General features: G+C 59.3%; 19 protein-coding genes. 8 read left to right on the top strand and 11 right to left on the bottom strand.

Features of this window, described 5'->3' with window-relative positions:
• Positions 1-238 precede the first annotated feature (238 nt).
• From C8275_RS02135 to C8275_RS02120, 4 genes are read left to right on the top strand one after another with little or no spacing between them, the layout of a single operon-like run.
• Positions 239-2,194 carry a calcineurin-like phosphoesterase family protein gene (locus tag C8275_RS02135; RefSeq protein ID WP_199881842.1) on the top strand — a complete coding sequence of 652 codons (1,956 nt, stop codon included), beginning with the start codon at positions 239-241 and terminating at the stop codon, positions 2,192-2,194.
• A 33-nt stretch (positions 2,195-2,227) separates the two neighbouring features.
• Complete coding sequence (locus C8275_RS02130) at positions 2,228-5,554, top strand: SusC/RagA family TonB-linked outer membrane protein (RefSeq protein WP_106483900.1); 3,327 nt, start codon at positions 2,228-2,230, stop codon at positions 5,552-5,554.
• A 19-nt stretch (positions 5,555-5,573) separates the two neighbouring features.
• Positions 5,574-7,127 carry a SusD/RagB family nutrient-binding outer membrane lipoprotein gene (locus C8275_RS02125; RefSeq protein ID WP_157948130.1) on the top strand — a complete coding sequence of 518 codons (1,554 nt, stop codon included), beginning with the start codon at positions 5,574-5,576 and terminating at the stop codon, positions 7,125-7,127.
• Between the two features lie 44 nt (positions 7,128-7,171).
• Positions 7,172-8,404 (top strand): BACON domain-containing protein, encoded by a 1,233-nt coding sequence (locus C8275_RS02120; protein WP_106483898.1) that lies wholly within the window; start codon positions 7,172-7,174, stop codon positions 8,402-8,404.
• 198 nt (positions 8,405-8,602) lie between these two features.
• On the opposite strand, the gene C8275_RS02115 is transcribed toward C8275_RS02120, so the two are convergent.
• From C8275_RS02115 to C8275_RS02090, 6 genes are all read right to left on the bottom strand, one after another.
• The gene (locus tag C8275_RS02115; protein ID WP_106483897.1) at positions 8,603-10,963 is read right to left on the bottom strand and encodes a TonB-dependent receptor; all 2,361 of its coding nucleotides are present in this window, start codon (positions 10,961-10,963) and stop codon (positions 8,603-8,605) included.
• A 167-nt stretch (positions 10,964-11,130) separates the two neighbouring features.
• On the bottom strand, positions 11,131-13,266 hold the full coding sequence (locus C8275_RS02110) for a S46 family peptidase (protein WP_106483896.1): 2,136 nt from the start codon (positions 13,264-13,266) through the stop codon (positions 11,131-11,133).
• Between the two features lie 140 nt (positions 13,267-13,406).
• Positions 13,407-14,909 carry a lipopolysaccharide biosynthesis protein gene (locus C8275_RS02105; protein ID WP_106625696.1) on the bottom strand — a complete coding sequence of 501 codons (1,503 nt, stop codon included), beginning with the start codon at positions 14,907-14,909 and terminating at the stop codon, positions 13,407-13,409.
• An 85-nt stretch (positions 14,910-14,994) separates the two neighbouring features.
• The gene (gene ruvB / locus C8275_RS02100) at positions 14,995-16,020 is read right to left on the bottom strand and encodes a Holliday junction branch migration DNA helicase RuvB (RefSeq protein WP_022384961.1); all 1,026 of its coding nucleotides are present in this window, start codon (positions 16,018-16,020) and stop codon (positions 14,995-14,997) included.
• 33 nt (positions 16,021-16,053) lie between these two features.
• A complete protein-coding gene (locus C8275_RS02095; protein WP_106483895.1) occupies positions 16,054-16,683 on the bottom strand; it encodes a zeta toxin family protein in 630 nt (209 codons plus the stop codon).
• Positions 16,676-16,888 (bottom strand): hypothetical protein, encoded by a 213-nt coding sequence (locus tag C8275_RS02090; RefSeq protein WP_106483894.1) that lies wholly within the window; start codon positions 16,886-16,888, stop codon positions 16,676-16,678. Before C8275_RS02090 ends, C8275_RS02095 begins: the two co-directional genes overlap by 8 nt.
• Positions 16,889-17,080: 192 nt before the next feature.
• Between C8275_RS02090 and C8275_RS02080 the strand changes: the two genes are divergently transcribed.
• The 3 genes from C8275_RS02080 to C8275_RS14910 all read left to right on the top strand — a co-directional run bounded on the left by C8275_RS02080 (position 17,081) and on the right by C8275_RS14910 (position 18,262).
• The gene (locus C8275_RS02080) at positions 17,081-17,407 is read left to right on the top strand and encodes a hypothetical protein (RefSeq protein ID WP_106625695.1); all 327 of its coding nucleotides are present in this window, start codon (positions 17,081-17,083) and stop codon (positions 17,405-17,407) included.
• Positions 17,362-18,003 (top strand): nucleotidyl transferase AbiEii/AbiGii toxin family protein, encoded by a 642-nt coding sequence (locus tag C8275_RS02075; RefSeq protein ID WP_106483892.1) that lies wholly within the window; start codon positions 17,362-17,364, stop codon positions 18,001-18,003. The genes C8275_RS02080 and C8275_RS02075 overlap by 46 nt, the downstream gene beginning before the upstream one ends.
• Positions 18,004-18,130: 127 nt before the next feature.
• Positions 18,131-18,262, top strand: a complete 132-nt coding sequence (locus tag C8275_RS14910; RefSeq protein WP_255413972.1) for a hypothetical protein — start codon at positions 18,131-18,133, stop codon at positions 18,260-18,262.
• A 117-nt stretch (positions 18,263-18,379) separates the two neighbouring features.
• Here the strand turns inward: C8275_RS14910 and C8275_RS02070 are convergent, their stop codons facing one another.
• Positions 18,380-19,147: a glycerophosphodiester phosphodiesterase family protein gene (locus C8275_RS02070; protein WP_106483891.1), complete on the bottom strand. Its 768-nt coding sequence runs from the start codon at positions 19,145-19,147 to the stop codon at positions 18,380-18,382.
• Between the two features lie 269 nt (positions 19,148-19,416).
• Between C8275_RS02070 and pafA the strand changes: the two genes are divergently transcribed.
• Positions 19,417-21,075 (top strand): alkaline phosphatase PafA, encoded by a 1,659-nt coding sequence (pafA, locus tag C8275_RS02065; RefSeq protein WP_106483890.1) that lies wholly within the window; start codon positions 19,417-19,419, stop codon positions 21,073-21,075.
• Positions 21,076-21,230: 155 nt separating this feature from the next.
• Here the strand turns inward: pafA and uxuA are convergent, their stop codons facing one another.
• Genes uxuA through lepB form a run of 4 tightly spaced genes read right to left on the bottom strand, consistent with a single transcriptional unit; the run spans position 21,231 to position 24,909 of the window.
• Complete coding sequence (uxuA, locus tag C8275_RS02060; RefSeq protein WP_106483889.1) at positions 21,231-22,406, bottom strand: mannonate dehydratase; 1,176 nt, start codon at positions 22,404-22,406, stop codon at positions 21,231-21,233.
• A gap of 41 nt (positions 22,407-22,447) precedes the next feature.
• A complete protein-coding gene (locus tag C8275_RS02055; protein WP_022384957.1) occupies positions 22,448-23,260 on the bottom strand; it encodes an SDR family oxidoreductase in 813 nt (270 codons plus the stop codon).
• Between the two features lie 13 nt (positions 23,261-23,273).
• Complete coding sequence (locus tag C8275_RS02050) at positions 23,274-23,960, bottom strand: WbqC family protein (RefSeq protein ID WP_106625694.1); 687 nt, start codon at positions 23,958-23,960, stop codon at positions 23,274-23,276.
• A 31-nt stretch (positions 23,961-23,991) separates the two neighbouring features.
• A complete protein-coding gene (gene lepB / locus C8275_RS02045; protein ID WP_106483888.1) occupies positions 23,992-24,909 on the bottom strand; it encodes a signal peptidase I in 918 nt (305 codons plus the stop codon).
• Positions 24,910-24,933 lie beyond the last annotated feature (24 nt).

Genomic DNA, 24,933 nt, shown 5'->3' with positions numbered 1-24,933 from the left:
GTCAGTCCCTTGGACGGAGGAATCGGTGCATCTGTCGTTCCTGCAGGGGTGGGTCAGGCGGACGCGTTCGTAGCGGAAAACCGACTGCCGGGAGACGGAAGCGGACCCTGTTGAGTGCTCCGTGTTTGTAACGCGAATGTCCCCGAAATGTAACTGTCCGGACATCGTCCCGTCACACCCCCACCCTACTTTTGCGCATGCTTTCAGGAAACTCTAACACCTTTTAAAGAATAGTATGATGAGAACAAGACTTCTTGACTGGACACGGCTCGGGCTGTGTCTGCTGCTCGTGAGTGCGGGCATGGCAGGCTGCGGCAACGACTCCGGCTCCATGAATCCCCTCAACGGTTCCATCCCTGTGAAAGGGATTGTCCTCCCCTCTTCCGTCAGTGTCGGACGGGACGAACTCCTCTTCCTGCGTGGCAACGGCATCCTCACCACAGACCGGCTGGAGCTTGCTTCCGCCGACCGTACGTTCATCGTCAGCGTGGCCGAGACTTCCGATACCGGCTTTGCCGTCAGCCTGCCCGACGACTTTGTCTCGGGCGACTACCGCCTCGCCCTCCTGCGTGATGACCAGCGGCTGGAGCTGGGCAGCCTCAGCATCAACCTCACCGCTTCCATCCTTGTTCCCGACCGGGAAGGCATGACCGTGAAGGGTGTGGTGGCATGCGACGGACAGGGCGTGGCAGGCGTGGTGGTGTCCGACGGCTTCGAGGTGACATCGACCGACGCCGACGGCATCTACTACCTGCCGTCGGAGAAGCGCAACGGCTATGTGTTCATCTCCCTCCCCTCGGGCTACGAGGTGGAATGCCGCAACGGCAACGAGCCGCAGTTCTTCAAGCGGCTGACGGCAGCTGCCGGGGTATCCGAACAGCAGGACTTTGCCCTCCGTCGGGTGGACAACGACCACCACAAGCTCTTTGTCGTGACGGACTTCCACCTTGCCAACCGCAACGACGACCTCAAGCAGTATGACGACTTCGTGACCGACATCAACGCGACCATTGCCGCAGAGACTGCCGACGGCACACCCGCTTACGCCATCGACCTGGGCGACCTGAGCTGGGACCTCTACTGGTACTCCAACAGCTTTGCCCTGGCACAGTGCCTCACGCAGGCAGACCGCATCGGCTGTCCGCTCTTCCACTTGCCGGGCAACCACGACAACGACCCCTACAAGGCAGACGACTGGGATGCCGAACAGCCGTTCAAGGACGATGTCTGTCCCACCTACTACTCGTTCAACCTCGGCCGCGTGCACTACGTCCTGCTGGACAACGTGCGCTACATCAATACCGGCGGTGCGGAAGGAGTTGTCGGGGAGCGCAACTACGAAGGGGTCATCGTCGACCCGCAGATGGAGTGGCTGCGCAAGGACCTCTCCTACATCACCGACCCGTCCACGCCCATCGTCGTGGCGATGCACGTCAACCTCTACCGCAATCCGCTCATCGTGGGCGGCAGTCAGCTGGACCTGCTCTCGCTCGACAACGGCAGTGCACTCCAGAGCCTACTGGCACGCTTTGACCGCGTGGAGGTGCTCACGGGTCACACCCACCTCAACTTCACCGTGGAGAAGGACAACCTGATGGAGCACAACGTGGCTGCCGTCTGCGGCACGTGGTGGTGGACCGGCAAGGAAGGCTATGCCGACAACTACATCTGCAAGGACGGTTCCCCCGCCGGCTATGCCGTGTGGGACCAGAACGGGACCGACAGTCAGTGGTACTACAAGGGGACGGGTGAAGGACGCGACTACCAGTTCCGCACGTATGACCTCAACGAGTGCCACATCACCGCGGCGAAGTATGCGCCCGGCGCGTCGGAGGAAGACCTGGCACGCTATACCGGCAGCTACGCTACCGCCCGTACGGACAACAAGGTGCTCATCAACGTCTGGGGCTACGACCCCGCCTGGAAGGTGGAGGTGAGCGAGAACGGTGTCCCGCTCGCCGTGACCCGCGTCTCCGTCAAGGACCCGCTGCACCTCATCTCCTACGAGGCACTGCGTCTGGACAAGGGTGCCACACCGACGTCGTCCTTTGAGACTGACGCCACGGGCCACATGTTCGAGGTGACGGCATCGTCCGCCACCTCCACGCTCGACATCCGTGTGACCGACCGCTTCGGCTGCATCTACACCGAGCAGATGATACGTCCGAAAGCCCTGAGCACGGACATGAAGTAAGGGTACAAACGAACGAACACATACACTCAGACTATGAAACAAGCAAAATGCAACTTCCGCCGGGCAGGACTGCTCTTCGCAACCTCCCTGCTGGCGTTCCAGCTGTCTGCCCAGGAAAGGGAACTGACGGGCAGCATCTTCGAAGCCGACGGCGTGACCCCTCTCATCGGTGCGACAGTCAAGGTGAAGGGGAGCAATGTGGGCACGGTGTCCGACCTCGACGGGCACTTCCGCCTGCGTGTTGACGGGAAAGATGTGGTGCTGGAGGTCTCCTACATGGGATTCGTCCCCCAGGAGGTGAAGGCCGACGCACGAGGCAACCTGCGCGTGGTGTTGCAGGAATCGTCGGTGATGCTCAACGAGACGGTAGTCACCGCACTCGGCATCACCCGTGAACAGAAGTCACTGGGCTACGCCGTGTCCAAACTCGGTGAGGACGAGGTGACCAGCAACCTGTCGAACAACTGGCTCAATGCCCTCGACGGCAAGGTGGCAGGCCTGACCATGGCTAGTGCAGGAGCCGGACCGGGAAGCTCGCTGCGCGTGACCCTGCGTGGCGACCAGTCGCTCAACTACGGGTCGAACGAAGCCCTCTTCGTGGTGGACGGCATCCCCGTCAATTCGGGTACGACGCAGACGAAGGCGGTGAGCAACTATGCACAGGCTGACGCCCCCGTGGACTTCGGTAACGGTGCCAGCGACATCAATCCCGAGGACATCGAGTCGGTGAGCGTCCTGAAGGGTCCGGCGGCAACCGCCCTCTACGGTTCGCGCGCTGCCAACGGCGCCATCATCATCACCACGAAGAAGGGACGTACGGACAAAGGCATCGGGGTGACCTTCAGCTCCTCCGTCGTGTGGGAGCAGGCAGGCTATTTCCCCGAGTTCCAGAAGGAGTACGGTTCCGGTTCGGACCTCGGTCTGCAGCCCTTCTGCTTCTGGACACTCCCTGCCGACATGACTGCCGACGGAGTTGCCGTCAACCGTCACATCTCGCGCTACGCTTTCGGCGAGAAGTTCGATGCGAACAAGCTGCGCTATCAGTATAACTCCAAGAACTGGGACACCGGCACCTTCACGCCGACACCGTGGGTCTACCAGGACGACTGGTACACCGGACTCTTTGAGACCGGTCTGACCTTTGACAACTCCGTGAGCATCGACGGCAGCAACGGCAAGGGGACGAGCGCCCGCCTCTCCATCACCGACCGGCGCAACGACTGGATCCTGCCCAACACGGGGTACGAACAGCAGAGCTTCGCCCTCTCGTTCACTTCCGAGTTGAACAAGTACCTTACCATCAATGCCAAGGCGAACTACTACCACAAGACGAGCGACAACCTCCCTGTGAGCGGATACAGCTCCAGTTCGCCCATGTACCAGCTCGTGTGGGGCTACAACAACAACAGCATGTCGCAGTGGCGCGACGAGTATTTCCAGGGCCGCTACACCCGCGCCAACTGGGAGAATGCCGAGGGTACGAACGGCAACAGCCTGGTCTATCCCTCGGGCGACGGTTCGTGGAACCCCTACCGCACGCTCTACGAGGCGCTCAACGGGATGGACAAGAACCGCTTCTTCGGTAACCTGGGCATCACCGCCAACCTGCTGCCCGGTCTGACGCTCAACCTGCGCGGCGGTGTGGACTTCTCGGATGAGTTCCGCACGCAGCGCCGTCCGAAGTACTCCGAGTGGAAGGACGGCTTCTACCGCGAACAGGACCTGCGCAGCTATGAGTCGAACATCGACTTCCTGCTCCGCTACACGGGCGACGCCTTCGACAAGCGCTTCGGCTACTCCGTCGCTTTCGGCGGCAACCGGATGTACAGCAAGTACTACAACAACCGCATCACCCTCGAAGAACTCGATGTGGAGGGCGTGTACAACCTGAGCAACGTCCCCTCGGACACGAAGCCGGAAATCTATACGTACCGTTCCGAGAAGGCCATCAACAGCCTCTACGGCATGGCGTCGCTCAGCTGGGACGATACCTACTACCTGGACATCACCGGGCGCAACGACTGGTCGAGCACGCTGGCGCGCAGCAACTGCTCCTACTTCTATCCGTCGGTATCGGGAAGTGTCCTGCTGAGCAACGTGTTCAACTTCCGCGACCACCTGCCTGTGGTGGACTTCATGAAGCTGCGTCTGTCGTGGGCGAACGTGGGTAATGACACCAGTCCCTACTCGCTCGACCAGTACTATTCCACCACCGACTATTCGGGCGGCTATACCCTGCCGGGCACCATCCCCGACCCGCTCATCAAGCCCGAGAACGTCGAGAGCTGGGAGACCGGCCTCGAGATGAGTCTCTTCAAGAAGCGCGTCACCTTCGACGTGGCCTTCTACAAGTCGAGCACGACCGACCAGATCGTCTCCGTGGCACTGGACCAGATTACGGGTGCTACGGGCATGAAGATTAACGCCGGCGAGATACAGAACAAGGGCATCGAGATCAGTGCCAACTTTGTCCCGGTAAAGACGAAAGACTTCACGTGGTCGTTCGGCCTCAACTGGTCGCGCAACTACAACAAGCTCGTCAGCCTGCAAGATGACTGGGACCCCTCCACACCGCTCCAGACCGACATGGGTACGACCATCGGCGGACGTACGTATGTCTATTCCTACGTGGGCGAAGAGATGCACATCATCTACGGACGCGGCTTCCAGCGTGCTCCCGAAGGCTCGTTCTATACCGACGAGAACGGCAACCGCGTCGACTGTTCGGGCATGGTGCTTGTCGACGAGAAGACCGGTTACCCGATGCTTGACGACAACCCCACGCGGCGCATCGGCAAGGTCAACCCCGACTGGCGTGCCGGCATGACGCAACGCTTCCGTTACAAGGACTTCACCCTGAGCGCAACGTTCAGCGGACAGTATGGCGGACATGCCTTCTCGGTGACGAACTTCTCCCTGGCCTACCAGGGCAAGCTGACCAACTCGCTCGAAGGACGTGCCGACGGGCTCGTGCATCCGGGTGTGAACGCCATCGTCCAGGAGGACGGCTCGGTGGCCTATCAGAAGAACAACACCATCACCGAGGACATACAGACCTACTACAACAAGTACATCTGGAACCGCGACAACACCGAGACGAACACCTTCAGTACCTCCTTCCTCAAGCTCAAGGAGGTGCGCCTCGACTACCAGGTGCCCGCCTCCTTCCTCAAGAAGACCAAGGTCATCCAGCGTGCCAACGTGGGCGTGTATGCCACCAATGTCTTCTGCCTGACCAGCTTCCCGCAGTATGACCCCGAAGTGGGTATGCTCAACGGAAGCGACATCTACAAGGGCATCGAGGCGATGTCGTTCCCCATGACGCGCACTTATGGTCTCAACGTGAAACTCGCATTCTAACCTCAAAGCACAGATGACAATGAAACGACTCCATACATTCGTGACCGGCTGCCTGCTGGCGGCTTCGCTTCTGGGCACGTCGTGCACGACAAACTTCGAAGATATCAATACGAACCCCAACAAGATGACCGTGGGCGATATCGAGGCGAGCCGCATGCTCGAACCGATTATCTACGGCGCATCCAAGCAATGGCAATACTACACGTGGTACTGGAACGACGAGCTGATCCAGTTCACGGCCTTCACGGGCGGAACGACCCGTCAGGAGCACCGCTACTTCATCTCCGACCAGGACTGGAAGGGCGTCTGGAACTTCTACAGCAGCTATGCCAACAACACGCTCCACATGGCTTCGCTTGCTGCGGAGGACGGCGACGTGGCTATCCAGGCGATGGCGCTCACGCTGAAGGTACTCTTCATGTCGAACCTGACCGACATGTTCGGCGATATACCTTACTCCGAGGCCTTCCAGGGACGTGAGGAGGGAGGCACGAAAACACCGAAATACGACTCACAGCAGGAGGTCTACGAGCAGATGTTCGCTGACCTCGAAGCCGCGAACGAACTCTATGCCACACAGCCCACGATGCTCGACGGCAACTTGGACGGGCTCTACGGCGGCGATATGACAGCCTGGCGCAAGTTCAACAATACCCTCTACATGCGCCTGCTCTGCCGGGTCGGTGGACGTAGCGAGATGAACGTGGGACAGCGGATGCGTGCCCTCCTTGCCGACCCGGACAAATACCCGCTCTTCGCTTCCAATGCCGACAATGCCCGGGTGGACTATACGGGCATCAAGCCCTATGTGAACTACTTCACGGACGAGACCGAGAACGAGTTTACTGCCAGCGGACGCAAGCTCACCGAGCAGTTCATCAAGATGACCGTCATCAGTGAGAACGGCATCCAGCTCTATCAGGACCCGCGCCTGCCCATCTGGGGCAAGAAGCATCCGAGCCGCGACACGTGGAAGGGAACCATCTCGGGCTGTACCAATGCCCAGCAGAGCGATGCCGACAGCGGAGCCTCGCGCCTGAACTACGAGGTGTTCTGCCGGGCACTCTGTCCTTCGTTCTTCCTGTCTTATGACGAGCTGGAGTTCATCCTTGCCGAGGCGGCCCTGAAGGGATGGATTGACGGAGGCGAGCAGGCTGCACGCACCTACTACGAAGCGGCGGTGACCGCTTCGATGGAGAAGTGGAACGAGCTGGGAGCCTATTCGCTGACGCCTGTCACCATCACGGCGGACGATGTGGCAACCTTCCTGGCATCCGACCTTGCCTCCTGGGAGGGACACACCAACAAGGAACAGCTCATCGGTGAGCAGAAGTACCTCGCGCTCTTCTGGACCGGCATGGAAGCCTATCACGAGTATCGTCGTACGGGCTATCCGGTGCTGACCATCGGTGAAGGAACCTTCAACGACCATATCCTCCCTACCCGCTTTGCCTATCCTGCTACCAGCGTGGCGACCAATGCAGCCCATGTGGAGGAGGCGCTGCAGCGCATGGGAGGCGCGAACAACATGAAGACGCCCGTGTGGTGGAGCAAGCAGGCCATCGGACGTTGAGCGGCATGAGACACAGCATAAACCGATAAAACACAGAGAAAGTCATGAAATCACTGATACACTATTTCCTGGGAGGGCTCTTGTACGTGGTTGCCGCCTGCTCTTTTGCGGCGTGCGACGACGAAGAGACTTATCCCGACAACCCCTACCTGCACCTGGAGAACGAACAGACCACGTTTGAGGCGGGTGCGTCGAAGACCGAATATACCGTGACCGTACGGTCCAACTGTCCCTGGCAGGTGGTGTGCCGCACCGAAGGTACCGACTGGGTACGTGCCTTCCCTGACGAGGGCGACAAGGACGGACACTTCAACCTCATCGTGAGTGCCAACTCCGGCTTCCAGGCACGGCAGGCAGAGTTTGCCCTCGTGGTGGGCGAACAGGAGTATCCCATCCTGCTCTGCGTCAACCAGGCGGCAAGTGTGCCCACCATCACCGTCGGCGATGGCAGCGGTACGGTGCGTGTCCCGTCAGCAGGCGGACCGGTCACCGTCACTTCACAGGCGAACGTGGAGTGGACCTGCAGCGTCGATGCGGCAGCACAGGACTGGCTGCGCTTTGACTCCATATCGGCGCAGGGGCTCATCTGCCTGACGCTGGCGCAGAACAACGGGCTGGAGCGCACGGGCATCCTCCATTGTACGTCCGACGCCGAACCGTCGGCGAATGTCGACATCAGCGTAGTGCAGGCTTCGGGCAGCATCCTTCTGCAGGAGGACTTCAGCTGGCTGAACTACGGCACGGCAATCACCTACGACACCGACGGGCAGGTACGTATCGACTCCTGGACTGCCGATGAGCTGGCGCACGGATGGACCTCCACACCCAACTCTGCCAGCAAGGACGAGCCGCTGGTCTATGGTTGCCTGGGCTTCGTCAAGCTGGGCAAGACGAATTATGCGGGTGACCTCGTCTCGCCGAAACTGAAGGTCGACGGTACGGTCAACGTGAAGGTGACCTTCAAGGCGTGCGGGTATGTCTCGCAAGGCGGAACGCGCGATGACAACGAGCTTTACGTCTCGGTCATCGGTCCGGGTACGGTGAAGGCAGACAACCCGTTCATCATCGACAACTATCCGAACTCGAGCAAGAATGAGTATGGTGAGGGGTACGACGTCTGGAGCCCCGACATTGCCGAACGCTCCTTCACCATCGAAGGAGTCACGGACGAGACCCAAATACGCTTCATGGCGGGCGTTTCGTTCGACCTGCACGGGGTGGGACAAGGCAAGAACCGCATCTTCCTCGATGACATCACGGTGGCGATACTGGAATAGCACCGTAGCCTTCACACAATGAATTATTCGGACACGATTGTTTGTTCTTTTCAGAAAACGGCGTATCTTTGCCGTGCCCCTTGGGCAACACATACACAATCTAATCATTAATACAAGCGGAAAAAGCGACTCCTCCATCACGCCGATGGAAAGAGTCGCTTTTTTTCATTGTTTTCAGTTGCCGGGAGAAGGCGTCCGTCAGTAGACAATCTTTGCACCGACGAAGAAGCTGCGGGGCGTTGACGGACCGTAGATGTAGGCAGAGTCGCGGTTCCAGCCCGTGTCGAGGTCTTTCTGGAAGGCGTCGGTGAGGTTCTGCACACCGGCATTCACCTGGAGGGTGAGGTGCGAGCCGACGGGGAAGTCATAGCTCACCTTCGTGCCCAGGGTGAAGAAGCTGCGTGTGTCGACCGCTACGGGTGTCTCCGTGCCCGAGCCTGCATTGTGCCCCACGAGCATGCTGCCCGTGTAGTTGCCCGTCAGCGAGACCGAGAGGCGGCTGAGCGGCGTCAGCGTGGCGGTGAAGTAGCCGTAGGTGTCGGGTGTGCGCATCATGCGGCGGTACAGCTGTTCGGGGACGTCCTCGTTCCAGGCGATGGCCTCGTCGTAGAGGCTCCGTTGCAACGTCAGTCCTGCCTGTACCTGCAGCAGCCGGTCGAACGCCACCTTGCCTTCGAGGTTGATGCCGTAGACCTTTGCCCCGTAGGCGTTGTAGCGCTCCTGCACGCTGTTTCCGTTGGCGTCCTTCTCTTCCAGCTGACGCAGGGCGAACACGTGGGACAGCTTGGTGTAGAAGCCCTCGACGAGCAGGTTTGCCTGGATGGCGTCGCCGAAGCGGTGGTAGAGGTCGGCAGAGAGGCTGAAGCTGTTGGAACGCTCCTCGCGCAGCCCGTCGGCAAGTACCGTCACGAGCCGGCTGCCACCCACCATGCCCACGTGGAGGTCCTCGTCGAACGTCTGTGGGGCACGGAAGCCGCCCGAGTAGCTCAGTCGCAGGTTGACGTCATCCGTCGGGTTGAAGCGCACGTTGACGCGGGGGCTGAAGATGAGACGGTCGATGAAATTGTGCTTGTCGAGCCGTCCGCCCAGGAGGAGGCTCCACTGAGGGGTCTTCCACTCGTTCTGGAAGAAGAAGCTGCCGATGTGTGCCTTCTGCTCCAGCCGGTGGTCATAGCCCTTGATGACGTCGGTCAGCCTGTCGGTGTTGTATTCCGCGCCCAGCGTCAGGTCGGCGGGCATAAAGAGCAGACGGGGGAAGGAGTGGACGTACTGCGTGCCGAGGATGTAGTTCAGGTTGTGTGTCGTGCCGTACGCCTTGGCAGCCGTCTCGATGTCGTCGGGTGTGCCCTCGCCGATGCCGCCGTAGTAGCTCTTGCGGGTCGTTGCCTGGAAGGAGAAGTAGGCGTTCACGCGGTCCTGTCCGTCGGGTGCGAGGAAGTCGTACGCCAGTCCGCCTCCGTGGATGTTGTGCTCTGCCTGCTCGGCGACGTTCGCCTCGTGGGGCGGCAGGTCGAAGGCGTTTCCTCCGCGGCGGAAGTCACTGATGCCGTGGTATTGCAGCGTGAACTTCGAGGACGGACTGACGCGCAGGAAGCTGTTCAGTCCCAAGGTCTGCGAGCGGAGCACCGGTAGCTCGGTGTAGCCGTCGCCGTTGGCGTCGTAGCCCTGACGGTAGCGGTTCTGTCCGTATGCCATGAAGCCCGCCCGTGCATCGTCGGTCAGGAGGGAGACGTTCGCCGTGGTCGTGTTGTCGAAGGCATCCCCGCCCCCGATGGCAGTGAAGGTGTGTCCTGCCTCCGCCCAGTTGCGCACGGGTTCCTTGGTGATGATGTTGATGGTCCCTCCGATGGCAGAGGCGCCGAAGAGTGCCGAACCGCCGCCGCGCACCACCTCGACGCGCTCAATCATGTTGGCGGGAATCTGCTCCAGTCCGTAGACGCCGTTGAGCGAGGAGAACACCGGACGCGAGTCGATGAGTATCTGCGAGTAGTGTCCGTCCAGTCCGTTGATGCGCACCTGCGAGAAGCCGCAGTTCTGGCAGTCGTTCTCCGTACGTACGCCCGGCTGGAAGTTCAGCCCCTGCACGAGGCAGGCGGACTGGGTGGTCTCAAAGAGCTTGGAGCTGAGGACACTCACGAGGTTGGGTGCTTCGCGTCGGCGTGTCTCGCTGCGGTTGGCGGAGACGACCACTTCGTCGAGTGCGACGTCAGACTCCTCCAGCTCGAAGTTCAGTTCGCGTGTGTACCCGGCGGAGGTGGTTACCTCGCGCTGCTGTGTCCGGTAGCCGATGGCTCCCACTTCGAGGGTGATGCGTCCCACGGGGAGGTTCTTGAGGAAGTAGTGTCCGGTGGCGTCGGTCATTGTGGCGAGGGTGGTTCCCTTCACCGTCACGCGGATGTAGGGCAAGTGCTCGCCCGTCTTCTTGTCAATCACGTGTCCGTAGACATTGGCGTCGGTGTTCCGTTCTGCGGTCACGACCGTGTCAGCTGCCACACGCTGTGGCACTGCCGGTGCCAGCACGAGCAGGCACAGGAGGGATAGGTTCAGAATAGATTTCATATCAAGGTTTATTGGTGAAACGTCGTTTGCCGTGGTACTAGCCGTTTCGCCGGTTGACGCGCCAAAGGTAAGGCACAGACAACAAAGGTGCGGCATGCTCTCGTCTGAAAAGCATGCCGCACCTTGCAAAATACCTACTTCTAGGTAGGCGTGTCAGCGTGAAGCCGTCACTTCAGCTTCAGTTCATTGATGAGGCGGTCGGCGTGACCGTAGTTCTCGATTACGTAGAGCACGTAGCGGATGTCCACGCCGATGCAGCGCTGGAGCTTCGGCGAGAAGACGATGTCCCCGCTCATGGCTTCCCAGTTGCCGTCGAAGGCGAGGCCGATGAGCTCTCCCTTGCCGTTGAACATTCCGCTGCCGGAGTTTCCACCGGTGATGTCATTGGTCGAGAGGAAGCAGGTGTTCATGTCTCCCTGCTTGTTACCATAGCGGCCGTAGTTGCCGTTGAAGAGCTTGAGGACTTCCGGCTGGATGTAGTAGTCGCTGTTCTGTGCGCCCTTCTTTGCCTTTTCGAGGATGCCCTGCGTGGTGGTGTAGTAGTTGTAGTGCACGGCGTCGAGCGGGTCATAGCTCTTCACCACGCCGTAGCTCATGCGCAGGGTGGAGTTGGCGTCGGGGTAGAAGTCGCGGTCAATCTCCATCTCGCGCAGCGCGTCGCAGAGCTTGCTCTCGTTGAGTGCCACGACCTCGTCGTCCTTGCCCGACTCGTCGGCTATGCCGTTGTAGGCCTGGATGAGCGAGACGGCAACTTGCGTCATGGGGTCCTGACGCAGGTTGAACGTCGTGTCATTGGCGAGGAAGCGTTTCAGTCCGTCGAGGGTGGTGAAGGCGGTGTGTGCGTAGAGGCTGTCCACGTACGCCTTGAAGTCGCCGCCGAACTCCTGTGCCACGGTCTGGTAGAGCGACGGATGGTACTTCTCGGCAGGCACTACCTCGGCATACGTCTTGAGCATGGTCGCGAAGACCTCCTTGTCGATGTTCAGGTCCATGTCGGCATACTTGCCTTCATAGGTTTTCAGGGTCTGCTCCTTCATCTCCGGCGTCATGTCGTTCACGCGCAGCTGGAGGAAGTTGATTACGAAGCGCGGCAGCTCGGCAGAGCCCAGCAGGCTCTCGTAGAAGAAGCTGCGTGCGTGTGAGGCATTGAAGCGCGACTTGTATGCCTGCTCCAGTGCCGGGAGCATCGTGCCGTACTTCTTCTGCATGTCGGGGTGCTGGGCAATCCAGGTGCGGAGACGGTTCTCCAGCGCCTGCTTCTGCCCGATGACTCCGAGGTCGGCGATACTCTGGTTCATGCCGATGCTGTTCTTCCAGTAGTTGGAGCTGGAGGCGAACTTCGACGCATACTTGATGCGGGTGGCGTCGTCCTGCTCCATGTAGGAGGTCCAGATGTCCTGCTTGATGCCACGGATCTGTATCATGGCTGCGTTCGAGGTCTTCATGCGCTCGTCCACGCCGAAGGAGGACAGGTACCGTTCGGTCGAGCCGGGATAGCCCATGGTCATGCAGAAGTCGCCTTCCTCATAGCCTTTGAGCGACACGGGGGCATAGGCGGATGCCTGGTAGGGCTTGTTCTCGGGGGAGTATTCGGCGGGTTCGTTGTCGGGACCGGCATAGATGCGGAAGACGGAGAAGTCGCACGTGTGGCGCGGCCACATCCAGTTGTCGGTATCGCCGCCCAGCTTGCCCAGGGACGAGGGCGGTGCATAGACGAGCCGCACGTCCTTGTAGTCCTTATAGATGGAGAGGTAGAACTCATTGCCCTGGTAGTAGGATGCCACCTCGGCACGCAACAGCTTGTTGCCGGCGACAGCCTCCTTCTCGATGGCGCGGCTCACGGAGTCGACCACATGCTGACGGCGTCTCAGCCCCATGTCGTCGGTGAGCAGAGCCTTCACGCGCTGCGTCACGTCCTCGGTGCGGATGAGGAAGCTCACGTGCAGGTCGGGGTTGGGAAGCTCCTCCTTGTACGTGCGCGCCACAAAGCCGTTCTTCAGGTAGTCGTGGTCAGGCGCACTGTGCTCCTGGATGGAGCCGTAGCCGCAGTGATGGTTGGTGAACACCAGTCCGTCGGGTGAAACCACCACGCCCGAGCAGAAGCCGCCGAAGCTGACGATGGCGTCCTTGAACGACGGGCCGTCGGGGTTGTAGAGCTGTTTGGCATTGAGCTTCAGGCCCAGTGCCTTCATCTGCTTCTGCGAGCGCTTGCTGAGCATGCTCAGCACCCACATGCCTTCGTCGGCATACGCACAGGGGGCGAACATCAGCGAGCAGAGGATGCCCGCGAGCAGCTTGGTCATTGTCTTTTTCATTGTCATTGGGTTTATGGATTATGGATTGTGAATAAAGCCTGCCCGGACACAGGGAAGCGGAGGCGCAGAGAAAAATAATTAAAAAACTCTGCGCTCCGCCAGCCTTGTGCGGGAGTGGGAAGACTCCCTTACGTCCGTCGGAAGAAGCGGCCGATGAACGGCAGTTGCCGTGCCGGGAGGTCCTTCTTCAGGATGTAGGCTGCAAATATCAGCAATAGCAACGTATTAAGCAAGAGGCGGAGGGCAAAAGGAAGCCCCAGGTGCCCGATAAATGTCGAGGCGGCGTAGAGCACCGCTGCCAGCAGCAGGTAGACAGCCATGCCACGCACGTCGTAGCGGATGGGGTACTTCCGCTGGCCGATGAAGTAGGACAGCAGGGTGATGACGCCGTAGCCTGCCACCGATGCCCAGGCGGAGGCGAGGTAGCCGTAGCGCGGCACGAGCCACACGTTCAGCCCCACGATGACCGCGCAGCCGATGAGCGAGAAGTAGGCACCCCAGCGCGTCTCGTCGGTCAGCTTGTACCAGAACGAGAGGTTCATGTAGATGCCCTTGAGAATCTCGGCGCCCATGACGATGGCGACCACTGAAAGCCCTTCCCAGTAGTCGCGGGCGACGAGGTAGCGCAGGATGTCCATGTAGCCCATCACGGCGAGGAAGGCGAGCAGGGCGAAGATGAAGAAGTACTTCATCGCCTTGGCATACGTCTCGCGGCTGTCGCTGTCGTTGCTCTTGCCGAAGACGAACGGTTCGTAGGCATAGCGGAACGCCTGGGTGAACATCGCCATGACCATGGCGACCTTGCTCGTGGCACTGTAGATGCCCAGCTGCTTCATGCCCTCCTGACGGTCGTCGTAGAGGAAGGGATAAATCATCTTGTCCACGGTCATGTTGAGCACGCCGACCAGTCCGAGGATGAGCAGCGGGAAGGAGTAGGACACCATGCGGCGCATGAGGGCGCGGTCGACACGGTAGCTGAAGCCGCGCAGCTCGGGGATGAAGAAGAACATCTGGACGGCGGAACAGATGAGGTTGCTCAGGAAGATGTAGCCCACCACGTAGTCCGGGTCATAGAACCAGTCGACCGTCCCGGGGGCCGTCCGCATGAGCCACGGACAGAGCACCAGGAAGAAGAGGTTGAGCGCGATGTTGCCCACGATGGAGAAGAGCTTGATGGCGGCGAACTTTATGGGCCGCTTCTTGTAGCGCAGGTAGGCGAAGGGGATGCACTGGAACGAGTCGAGCGCCACGACCACGACCATCATGCCCACGAACTCGGGGTGGTCGGCATACTCCAGCGCGTCGGAGAGCGGTCCCAGACCGGCGAGGCAGACGATGACGAAGAGCAGTGACAGTCCGCCGACAAAGAGCAGTGCGTTGGCATAGACGCGCCGCGGGTCTTCGTCCTGCCGGTTGGCGAAGCGGAAGAACCCGGTCTCCATGCCGAAGGTGAGGAAAACGAGCATCAGCGCCGTGAAGGCGTAGACGTTCGAGACGATGCCATAGCCTCCCGTCGAGGCTGGGATGACATTCGTGTACAGGGGGACGAGCAGGTAGTTGAGAAAACGCCCCACGATGCTGCTCAGTCCGTAGATGGCCGTATCCTTGGCCAGTGATTTCAGTTCCATAATGTCTTTCAGTGAAGGACGGCGCGTGGCGGAGGAGGGAACGGCAGGCACGGACGTCCGCCTGCCTCACGGCCCCACGGTGGTCCGGTTAGTCGAACAGCGTCCTGCCGGCAGAGAAGCGGTTGCGGCCCAGGTGCTTGTAGGCAAGCTCGGTCACTTCGCGTCCGCGTGGCGTCCGCTTGATGAAGCCCTCTTTGATGAGGAACGGTTCGTAGACCTCCTCCAGCGTGCCGGGGTCTTCGCCCAGGGCGGTGGCGATGGTCGACAGCCCGACGGGTCCGCCGCCGAACTTGTCGATGATGGTCCCGAGTATCTTGTTGTCTATCTCGTCGAGCCCGTAGCGGTCGATGTTGAGAGCCTCCAGCGCAAAGCGGGCAATGTCCACGTCGATGCGTCCGGAGCCTTTCACCTGGGCGAAGTCGCGGACGCGGCGCAGCAGGGCGTTGGCGATACGCGGCGTACCCCGGCTGCGCGAGGCGATTTCCCCGGCGGCGTCGGTGTCACAGGGCACGTCCAGGATGTGTGCCGACCGCAGGATGATGCGGCTGATGATGTCGTCGTCGTAATATTCCAGGTGAAGGTTGATGCCGAAGCGGGCACGCAGGGGGGCGGTGAGCAGTCCGCTGCGCGTGGTGGCACCCACGAGGGTGAAGGGGTTGAGGTCGAGCTGGATGCTCCGTGCCGACGGGCCCTTGTCGATCATGATGTCGATGCGGTAGTCTTCCATGGCCGAGTAGAGATATTCCTCGACGACGGGCGAGAGCCGGTGTATCTCGTCGATGAAGAGCACGTCGTTCGGTTCCAGGGAGGTGAGCAGACCCGCCAGGTCGCCGGGTTTGTCGAGCACCGGTCCCGAGGTCACCTTGAAGCCCACGCCCAGTTCGTTGGCGATGATGTTGCTCAGGGTAGTTTTCCCCAGTCCGGGAGGTCCGTGCAGCAGCGTGTGGTCGAGCGGCTCTCCGCGCAGGCGTGCCGCCTTGACAAACACCTGCAGATTGTCCACGACCTTGTCCTGCCCGCTGAAGTCGCTGAACTGCAACGGGCGGAGCGCGTTCTCAAACTCGCGCTCACGGTTGTTGTACTGTTGGCTGCGTATGTCGAAGTTTTCTTCCATAAAAAGCTATAAACAGATATAGAGAGTTAGAGGTTAAAGAGGAACATCGGATAGAGAATCGTTGGTTGGATACATGATTTGTGCCCAATCTGGAATGTCCTTGGAGTATTGTTTAGCTAAAGCTCCGCTGGTCAAGCGAAATAGTAAGCGTGCCTCGGCGTTATCGACAGAGTTATCGTAAATATATGCCCTGTCGACAAAGCTGCATACAATTCCTCCATTGACAATAGACTTGTCATACCGTGAAATTATTTTCGGAATGGGAACATCATGTCCACCCTTCATTACTCTATGTGCGATGCGTGAAGCATTGATAATGGGACTTTCGGTGCACACGAAGAAGAAGCGTATGAAGAAACCGGCTTCATGTGCGCGCAAGATATAATCTACTTTCTCATCAGTGGATAATACTGTCTCAAAGATGAGGCTGTGCCTGTCCCGCAAACATGTCTCCCGTTTCTCCTCACAAAACTTAACTGCTTTTATGATTGCATCACGAGAGTTCCAATCTCCGAACATTTCTTGAGCCACGATGTCCGGATTGATATACATGGCGTCTTCCATCCATTCATGGCGAAGGATTTTTGAGGTGACCGAGGTTTTCCCGGAGCCGTTGGGACCGGCTATCACAATTAGCACAGGGCGATGACTGGTGTTATCCATGATGCGCCGTCCTTTCAATCCGTTCTTTCCAGACGCGTTTGCGCTCAGCTGAATGTCTTTTCATACGTTGGAAGTACCGTTCTTTTGCTGCATGATTCTCGCGTGCAGCCTCTTCAGATACCTCTTTCATAATGAGGGCCAACATTTCGTCGGTAGGTTCTTCCATACTGGTCAGACGGTAGTTGTTCAATTCTTCAATGTTCATCTTCAGTCCTCCTTGTTAAATGGTTCATTCACTTGCAAAGGTACGATTACTTTTGCAATGCGTCTTTCTTCGCTCCCGGAAAATGAGTCTGCGAGGCAAAAGACGCCGCCCTGTTTCTTTTTGCAGGGTCCGGCTTGCCTGTTCTGACAAAAAGACCTACTTTTGTTGTAAGAACTTCTAAACCATTTGCTCATGACTATCTTTGATGATTATAAGGACTCCCGTGCAATGTGTACGCTCTCCCCTTCCCTGCTGTGGGACTATGACCTTTCATGCTTCGATTGGTGGAAGTCGCGCAAGATTGTCGTGCAGAGAGTGGTGGAGCGAGGTTGGCTCAGTGACTATTTCGCTGCTTTCGACCTTTACGGCGGCATAGAGGGCTTTCGCCAGATTGTTAAGGAACTGCCCCACCTCTCGTCCCGGGACATGAACTTTGTCTGTATCGCGTTTGATTTGAAAAAGGAGGAACTGTCATGCTACACACGGAAACTGTTGCGGGAACAACGCTTGAGCTCTTGAAACGGCTGGAGCAGGAGGAGGTCCTGTCAGCGTTTAATCTGGCAGGAGGAACTGCGCTGGCTCTCTATATGGGACACCGGCGCTCCGTAGACTTGGATTTGTTCACACCGGAAGCTTTCGATGTGAATGTGTTGAGAGAACGGCTGGAGGAAACTTATGGCCTGCGGACGGATTACGCATTCAAGCATACATTGAAGGGTACGATTGACGGTGTCAAGATCGATTGTATTACGCATGCGTACCCGTTGCTGGAGCCACCTTATGTAGAAGAGGGAATCAGGCTTTATGGGTTAAAGGATATCATAGCCATGAAGCTTTCTGCCATTACGGATAATGGTTCGCGGTTGAAGGATTTCATTGATATTGCTTGTCTGTCTACCCGCTATTCCTTCTATGAAATGCTCCAATGCTACCGTCATAAATTTCCTCAAGCCAATGTCCTCAGACCTTTCAAAGCCTTAACCTATTTCGAGGACATTGATTTTGATGAGACTGTTGTGATGCTGGAAGGAAAGTATGATTGGGAACGTATTTGGCAGAGACTGGTAGATATGACTCGAAATCAGGAATGCATCTTTGAGTGTTATCCTTTGTGAATATGCGTAGAAACTGTTCGGAGATTGCATGTACTCTTAGGTTTTAGATAGTAAAAACAAACAACATATCCCTCTTCCGCCTCGTCCCTTTTTCTCTCTAAAAACACCCCTTGATTATCAATCATTTATGAAGAGCTTCGTACGAGCCTGTCCGTACGCTCGTAGCGACGTGTCCGCACCGTCGTACGGACGCGTCCGTACCACCGTGGCGACGCGTCCGTACGAAGCAGGGAACCCGCGGGTACAAATCGGATGGTAAAAAAAAATCCACGCTCGGAGCACTGCGGCTTTCAGCAAGCGGCAGACTCCGGCGTGGCACAAGCTTTAAAAACAATCAATAATCCCCAGTTCGTAGGTCAATATGGAAAGAAAGAGTTCACTTCTTCTCCAGCAGCCGTTTCAGCTCGACGGGCTTGTCGGTCGTGATGAAGTCTATGCGACGGTCAATGAGCCACTGCATCACCTCGGTGTCGTCCACCGTCCATGAGTTGGTCTTCATGCCCAAGCGGTGCGCCTCGTCTATCCATCCGGGATTCTTCCGGAGCACCTTGTAGTGATAGTCGAAGCCTGCCATGCCCAACCGTTTCAGTTCGGCGGGGGTGACGTCGCCGTTCAGGTAGTAGACCGGTGCGCCGGGAGCCTGCTTCACCAGCTGCTTGCAGATGTTCATGCTGAAGGAGATGTAGTCCGTCCGCTCCTCCAGCCCGTGTTTCCGGACGAGCGCCACGATGGCCTCCACGGCACGGTTCTCGTTCGCCTCCAGCTTGTGGGGCTTGATTTCGAGGACCAGGCGGATGCCCGGCGTCTCCTTACCTTTGGCGAGGTATTGCTCCAGGGTGGGAAGCGTCTCCCCGTTGGGCAGTTTCAGGTCCTTGATGGTGGCATAGTCCGTTGTCTCAATGACGTGTCCCTGGATGTCGTCGTCGTGGTTGACCACGGGGACGCCGTCCGCAGTGATTGAGACATCGAACTCCGAGCCGTAGGCACCTGCCTCGGCAGCTTTCACGAGTGCCGCGATGGAGTTCTGTGCCGAGCCGTCACAGTCCCAGTATCCGCGGTGTGCAATCACTTGGGTCTGGGCAGACAAGGCTGTCCATGAGCCCGCAGCCAGCAAGGCTGCCATCAGTATCTTTTTCATAGGCATTTGGAGTGTTTGGATGTATGGGTCCTTCGGTTTTGTTTCTCACTGGCAAAGATAGCAGCTTTCCTGTTTCATGCGTGTTACTGAGGGGTGACAAAATGAAGTCCGTCCCCCTTGTCGCCGCCTTGCCACAGTGATTTTACACCGTTGTAACAGGTATGTCATTCCGACCCCCTTCTTTTGCAGTGTCAACCGACGGGGTGTGTAGCGGACGGCACGGCTGCCCGTCCCCGCGGGAGGCGACACCCGAAACCAACCATACCTATTATATAATGATGAAGAAAGCTCTTTTGACAATGTGCGCCGCCTTCGCCCTGAACCTTTGTCCGGCAGGTGCGGCAGAACCGGCGCAAGTGGAACGTCCCCGGCTGGTCGTCGGCATCGTGGTCGACCAGATGCGCTGGGACTATCTGTACCGTTATGCCGACCGCTACGGCGACGGCGGCTTCAAGCGTCTGCTGAACGACGGGTTCAGCTGTGAGAACGCCCACCTGAACTATGTCCCCACCGTGACAGCCATCGGGCACACGTGCATCTATACAGGCTCCGTCCCCTCCATCCACGGCATAGCAGGCAACGACTTCATCTTCCGTTCCACGGGGCGGAAGACCTACTGCACCGACGATGCCACCGTGCACGGCGTGGGCAGCGACAATGCGGCCGGGAAGATGTCGCCCCGCAACCTGCTTGTCACCACGCTGGGCGACGAGCTGCACCTGGCGACGAACTTCCGCGCAAAAGTCATCAGCATCTCGCTCAAGGACCGGGCGGCGATTCTCCCCGGCGGACATACCGCGGACGCCGCCTACTGGTTCGACAGCACGACGGGACGCTGGATTACCAGCTCCTATTACCGCGACGAGCTGCCGGCGTGGGTGAAGGCGTTCAATGACACCGACCCCGCCCGCCGCCTGCTGGAGCAGGACTGGCACACACTCCTTCCGTCAGACACCTACACGCAGAGCACGGCGGACGACACGCCCTATGAGGACCCCTTCGTGAAGGGCGGCAAGCCGGTGTTCCCCATTGCGACCTCGCAGCTGCTGGAGGCTGACGGCTACGGCATCGTCCGTGAGACACCCTACGGCAACACCCTGACGCTGCAGATGGCAGGCGAGGCCCTTGAGCACGAGGCGCTCGGGCAGGACAGCATCACCGACCTGCTTGCCGTCAGCCTGTCATCGACCGACTATGTGGGTCACCGCTTCGGCGTGAATGCCGTGGAGACCGAGGACACGTACCTGCGCCTCGACCGCGACGTTGCCGCCTTCCTCACCCTGCTCGACGAGAAGGTGGGGGCAGGAAACTACACGGTCTTCCTCACTGCCGACCATGCTGCCGCCCACAACGTGACGTTCCTGGCGGACCGTGGCATCCATTCCGGCAGTTGGGACACGGGCGGCGTGAAGGCTGCGCTCGACTCGCTGGTGGCTGCGGACTTCGGCGTGCAGGATGCCGTGCAGGCGGTGATGAACTACCAGGTGTTCCTCCGTCGCGATAAGTTCCCTGACGCGGACGCCTTCGCCCGTGTGAAGCAGGCCCTCGTGCGCTACCTGACAGGCTGTGAGGGTGTCATGTATGCCGTCGACCTTGAGAAGGCAGGCTCCGCTCCCCTGCCCGCCCCTGTGCTCAGCCGTGTCATCAACGGTTACAATGCCAAGCGCAGCGGTGACATCCAGGTGGTGCTCAACCCCGGCTGGTACGATGGTGAGAGCCGTCACGGACGGGGGACGACTCACGGCGTGTGGTGTCCGTATGATACCCACGTGCCCATCCTCTTCATGGGTTGGGGCATCCGTCCGGGCGAGACCGTCCGCGAGGTTCACCTGACGGACATTGCCGCCACCGTCTCCGCCCTGCTGCATATCCAGATGCCCAGCGGATGCATCGGCACTCCCATCCGCGAGGCGGTCGGGGCTATGGGCAACTGAACCTGAACCATTGACCACCGCGACATAAGACAAAGGCACGGGACGATTCCTTTCGGGGTTCGTTCCGTGCCTTCGTTTGTCAGACCGGGTGCTGTCCCGCGGACAGGGTGCGGTCTCTTGTCAGGAGCTCATTGACGGTCGTTCGCCGGCAGAGGTCAGTTCTCCTCCATGCTCTTGGCGATGCCCATTTCCAGACCACGCAGCTCGGCCAGTCCGCGCATGCGTCCCAGGCAGGAATAGCCCGGGTTGGTCGTCTTGTGGAGGTCGTCTATCATCTGATGTCCGTGGTCGGGGCGCATGGGGATAGACACGCCGCGGCGTTGCTGGAGCTTGAGGAAGTTCTTCATGACGTGATACATGTCCACGTCGCCCTCCAGGTGGTTCGCCTCGAAGAAGTTGCCTTCGGCGTCACGCTGCGTGCTCCGCAGGTGGACGAAGTTGATGCGGTCGCCCAGGCGTTCCATCATGCCGGCAAGGTCGTTCTTGGCAGAGACGCCGAACGAGCCGGTGCACAGGCAGAGTCCGTTCGACGGGTTGGGTACTGCCTCGACGAGCTTGCAGAAGTCCTCCTCGGTGCTGAGGATGCGCGGCAGTCCCAGGATGGGCTGGGGCGGATCGTCGGGGTGGATGACGAGCTTCACGCCAACCTCGTCGGCAACGGGGCATATCTGCTTGAGGAAGAAGATAAGGTTGCTGCGCAGCTTTTCGGCGTCGATGTCCTTGTAGCGGTCGAGCGCCTCTTGGAACTGTTCGACGGTGAAGCTTTCCTCCGAGCCGGGCAAGCCGGCAATCATGTTGCGCGTCAGGCGGTGTTTGTCCTCGTCGCTCATGCCGGCGAAGCGTGCCTTTGCCTTCTCGATTTCCTCGGGTGTGTAGTCCTTCTCGGCGCCCGGGCGCTTGAGGATGAAGAGGTCGAATGCCACGAAGGCGGCACGCTCGAAGCGCAGTCCGCGTGAGCCGTCCTTCATCTCGTAGGCGAGGTCCGTGCGGGTCCAGTCGAGCACGGGCATGAAGTTGTAGGTCACGATGTAGATGCCGCACTTGGCGAGGTTGCGCAGGCTCTCCTTGTAGTTCTCGATGTAGCGCATGAAGTCGCCCGTCTGCGTCTTGATGTGTTCATGGACGGGGACGCTCTCGACCACGCTCCACTTCAGTCCGGCAGCTTCGATCATCTCCTTGCGTTTCATGATTTCTTCCACCGTCCACACCTCTCCGTTGGGGATGTGGTGGAGTGCGTTCACGATGCCGGTGGCTCCGGTCTGTCGTATGTCTTGCAGGCTGACGGGGTCGTTGGGTCCGTACCAGCGCCAGGTTTGTTCACAGAGTATCATTGTTCTTTCCGTTTAGTTAGGGGGTTGTCTGTCGGTTGTCATTACATGGCGAACGTGTTGAAGCCTCCGTCGACCACAGCCACGGTGCCGGTGACGAACTTCGATGCGTCGCTGATGAGATACTGGATGGTGCCGTCCAGCTCCTCGGGGCGTCCGAAGCGCTTGAACGGAGTCTGGCGGATGACATCCAGTCCGCGCTGGGTGTAGCTGCCGTCAGGGTTGGTGAGCAGGGCGCGGTTCTGCTCGGTGAGGAAGAATCCCGGAGCGATGGCGTTCACGCGGATGCCCTCGCCGAACTTGGTGGCGACTTCGTTCGCCATGAACTGGGTGAAGTTGGAGATGCCGGCCTTCGCTGCCGCATAGCCGCATACGCGGGTCATCGGACGGAATGCCGCCATCGACGAGAAGTTGACGATGGAGCCTTGCTTCTGCTCTACCATCGGTTTGAGGAACACCTGGGTCGGGATGACCGTGCCGACGAGGTTCAGGTTGAGCACGCGCTCGAACTCCTCGGGCTTGAGGTCGAAGAAGGTGCCCGTGGGGGCGATGGTGGCTCCGGGCATGTTGCCTCCTGCCGCATTCAGCAGGGCGTCTACACGTCCGTAGGCAGCCAGGATGTCGGCGAGGTTCTGCTCCACGACCTTGACGTCCATGACGTCGGTCTTCAGGAACATGGCTTCACCGCCTTTGGCTTTGATGTCTGCCACGATGGCTTCGCCCACTTCCGCCTTGCGTCCCATGATGACCACTTTGGCTCCTTGGGTTGCCAGGTAGCTGCCGATTTCCTTGCCGAGCACGCCGGTACCGCCGGTGATTGCTACGACCTTGTCTTTTACACTGAATAATTCGTTCATAGCTGTTTTGAATTTATGGTTCTGTTGATTTGTTGGTTCGTTTGTCTGTCGCCGCTCGGGTACCCGTCACGATGGAGTCCCTCAGGACGAGCAGGCTCTCGGGCCCCATGTTGAAGAGGAGGTCGACGATGCTCAGGTTGGGCAGGAAGCCGTGCCGGGCACTGAAGACCTGGTAGTAGGGCACCGGGCGGAAGTCCGGGTCGTCGGTACAGGGATGCTTGGGGTGTATGAGTTCACGGACGTCCGCCTCGTCGGGACCGAACGTCTGCCTGTATTCGTCCGTGCGGACGATGTGCGGCTGCATGTCGATGAGGCTGCACACGAGCGCACAGAGCGCCTCGTTGAAGTCGTAGAGGAAGGTGTACCGCTGCTCGTAGAAGGGGCGGAAGTCGTCGGCATAGTAGTCGAAGAACGGGCTGTGGCGGTAGGCGGAACAGAGGGCGTTCCAGTGCAGGTGGCGCCAGTTGCCGTGGTCGGAGATGCGGATGTCCTTCATCTCGCACTTCAGTGTCCCGGGCTTCTCGGTGGGGATGGAAAGGGCCAGTACGCCGTCCGCCGTGGCGATGTTGCACCGGTTGCGGTAGGTCTGCTTCACATAGTGGTCGTGCTGCTCCACGCATGCCTTGGTGCAGGCGTAGAGCTTGGTGTAGTATTGCACCGGAGCGAGGTAGGCGGAACTGAGGTAGATTGTGTCTTTCATCATCGTTGAGTTGCAGGGGTGAGTGAATGGGTCATTGTACGAGGCGGAAGAAGCGTTTCCATCGGAAGCCGTGCCAGAAGGGCTCTTCCGTGTCCTTGGAGAACCAGATGAGCGACGCCCGCCCGATGATGTGGTCGTCGGGGACAAAGCCGAAGAGGCGCGAGTCGCACAGGCTGACCGAGTTGTTCGAGGCAACCCAGTGGTAGTCCTTCTTGAAGGTGTAGCTCGTCACGCGCCGTCCGTCGACCCAGAGCGTGTCGCCTTGCAGGCGTGCCTGCCGTCCCTCGTGCTGCACGATGGTGTTGCAGAGCAGTTTGGCATTCCACGGATAGACCTTCACCGCCTTGCCCCGTGCGGGGACGACGAAGGGGTGCACCCCGTCTGCCGTGTCAGTCTGCAGCGAGCGGAACGTGACCTGTCCGCGCAGCTCCTGCCGCATCAGGTAGATTTCATAGTGGCTGAAGCTCCGCAGGAAGTCGCCCCGGTCGAAGCCCACGAGCTTGTTGTCGCCGATGCCCACGCGCCGCATCGCCTCCACGACGAGGTCTTCCTGTTCGCCGGGGTAGGCATACACCAGCTTGCTGTCGGGGCTGAGCACCTGGTCGCGTGTCTGGATGAGCTGTCCGTTCAGCATGAGCGTGTCGCCCGGCAGCCCGATGCAACGGTTGATGAACAGTTCGCGTCGGTCGATGGTCCCCTTGCCTGCAGGATTGTTGAAGAGCACGATGTCGCCCCGCTCCACGCCGCGTGCAGCCAGACGGTGGTAGCCTGTCATCCCCATCAGGGGCAGGCGCAGTCCGTAGCTCCACTTGTTCACGATGACCCGTTCGCCGCGCAGGAGACTGTTCTCCATGCCTGTCGACGGAATCGTGCACGACGTAAAAGCGAACACCTTGATCAGGACGACCAAGGCGGCAGCAATCAGTACAGCTTTCAGGAGTTGCTTCATCGGTTGTTGTTTGGAGCGGACGGG

Source organism: Bacteroides sp. Marseille-P3684 (genome assembly GCF_900291465.1).
Lineage (GTDB): Bacteria > Bacteroidota > Bacteroidia > Bacteroidales > Bacteroidaceae > Phocaeicola_A.
Note: the sequence above shows the minus strand (reverse complement) of the source record. Positions and strands in the feature narration are given on the sequence as shown.

Bases quoted from the DNA above. Each gene is read 5' to 3' on its own strand.
- C8275_RS14910 (WP_255413972.1), top strand. From the start codon at position 18,131: ATGAAGAGCTTCGTACGAGCCTGTCCGTACGCTCGTAGCGACGTGTCC.
- C8275_RS02095 (WP_106483895.1), bottom strand. From the start codon at position 16,683: ATGGATAACACCAGTCATCGCCCTGTGCTAATTGTGATAGCCGGTCCC.
- C8275_RS02075 (WP_106483892.1), top strand. From the start codon at position 17,362: ATGCTACACACGGAAACTGTTGCGGGAACAACGCTTGAGCTCTTGAAA.
- C8275_RS02080 (WP_106625695.1), top strand. From the start codon at position 17,081: ATGACTATCTTTGATGATTATAAGGACTCCCGTGCAATGTGTACGCTC.
- ruvB (WP_022384961.1), bottom strand. From the start codon at position 16,020: ATGGAAGAAAACTTCGACATACGCAGCCAACAGTACAACAACCGTGAG.
- C8275_RS02120 (WP_106483898.1), top strand. From the start codon at position 7,172: ATGAAATCACTGATACACTATTTCCTGGGAGGGCTCTTGTACGTGGTT.
- C8275_RS02055 (WP_022384957.1), bottom strand. From the start codon at position 23,260: ATGAACGAATTATTCAGTGTAAAAGACAAGGTCGTAGCAATCACCGGC.
- C8275_RS02125 (WP_157948130.1), top strand. From the start codon at position 5,574: ATGAAACGACTCCATACATTCGTGACCGGCTGCCTGCTGGCGGCTTCG.
- C8275_RS02050 (WP_106625694.1), bottom strand. From the start codon at position 23,960: ATGAAAGACACAATCTACCTCAGTTCCGCCTACCTCGCTCCGGTGCAA.
- C8275_RS02110 (WP_106483896.1), bottom strand. From the start codon at position 13,266: ATGACCAAGCTGCTCGCGGGCATCCTCTGCTCGCTGATGTTCGCCCCC.
- C8275_RS02135 (WP_199881842.1), top strand. From the start codon at position 239: ATGAGAACAAGACTTCTTGACTGGACACGGCTCGGGCTGTGTCTGCTG.
- C8275_RS02130 (WP_106483900.1), top strand. From the start codon at position 2,228: ATGAAACAAGCAAAATGCAACTTCCGCCGGGCAGGACTGCTCTTCGCA.
- C8275_RS02070 (WP_106483891.1), bottom strand. From the start codon at position 19,147: ATGCCTATGAAAAAGATACTGATGGCAGCCTTGCTGGCTGCGGGCTCA.
- uxuA (WP_106483889.1), bottom strand. From the start codon at position 22,406: ATGATACTCTGTGAACAAACCTGGCGCTGGTACGGACCCAACGACCCC.
- pafA (WP_106483890.1), top strand. From the start codon at position 19,417: ATGATGAAGAAAGCTCTTTTGACAATGTGCGCCGCCTTCGCCCTGAAC.
- lepB (WP_106483888.1), bottom strand. From the start codon at position 24,909: ATGAAGCAACTCCTGAAAGCTGTACTGATTGCTGCCGCCTTGGTCGTC.
- C8275_RS02090 (WP_106483894.1), bottom strand. From the start codon at position 16,888: ATGAACATTGAAGAATTGAACAACTACCGTCTGACCAGTATGGAAGAA.
- C8275_RS02115 (WP_106483897.1), bottom strand. From the start codon at position 10,963: ATGAAATCTATTCTGAACCTATCCCTCCTGTGCCTGCTCGTGCTGGCA.